This is a genomic window from Neisseria sp. P0001.S005, assembly GCF_051963715.1.
In genome coordinates, this window is record NZ_JBQCTZ010001062.1 from 1 (window position 1) to 239 (window position 239).

At 50.2% G+C, this 239-nt stretch carries 1 pseudogene; it reads right to left on the bottom strand.

The features are described from left to right. Positions 1-239: pseudogene (locus tag ACTHSP_RS24060) on the bottom strand (septum site-determining protein MinD); the annotation flags it as partial.

The window sequence follows — 239 nt, forward strand, 5'->3', positions numbered from 1 at the left end:
TCAGATTCGAGGAAACGCATTTCGCGGTTTTCACCCAAGCGGCGGGCGATAACGTCTTTGTAGGCTTCTGCTGCTGCGGAATTGTCTTGGTGGATGACAGGTTCGCCGGCGTTGGAAGCTTGCAGAACGTTTTTTGATTCAGGAATCACACAGATCAACTGAATAAGCAAGATATCGCAGATGTCTTGAAAAGACAGCATTTCGCCCTTGGCCACGCGCTCAGGGGAATAGCGGGTAAT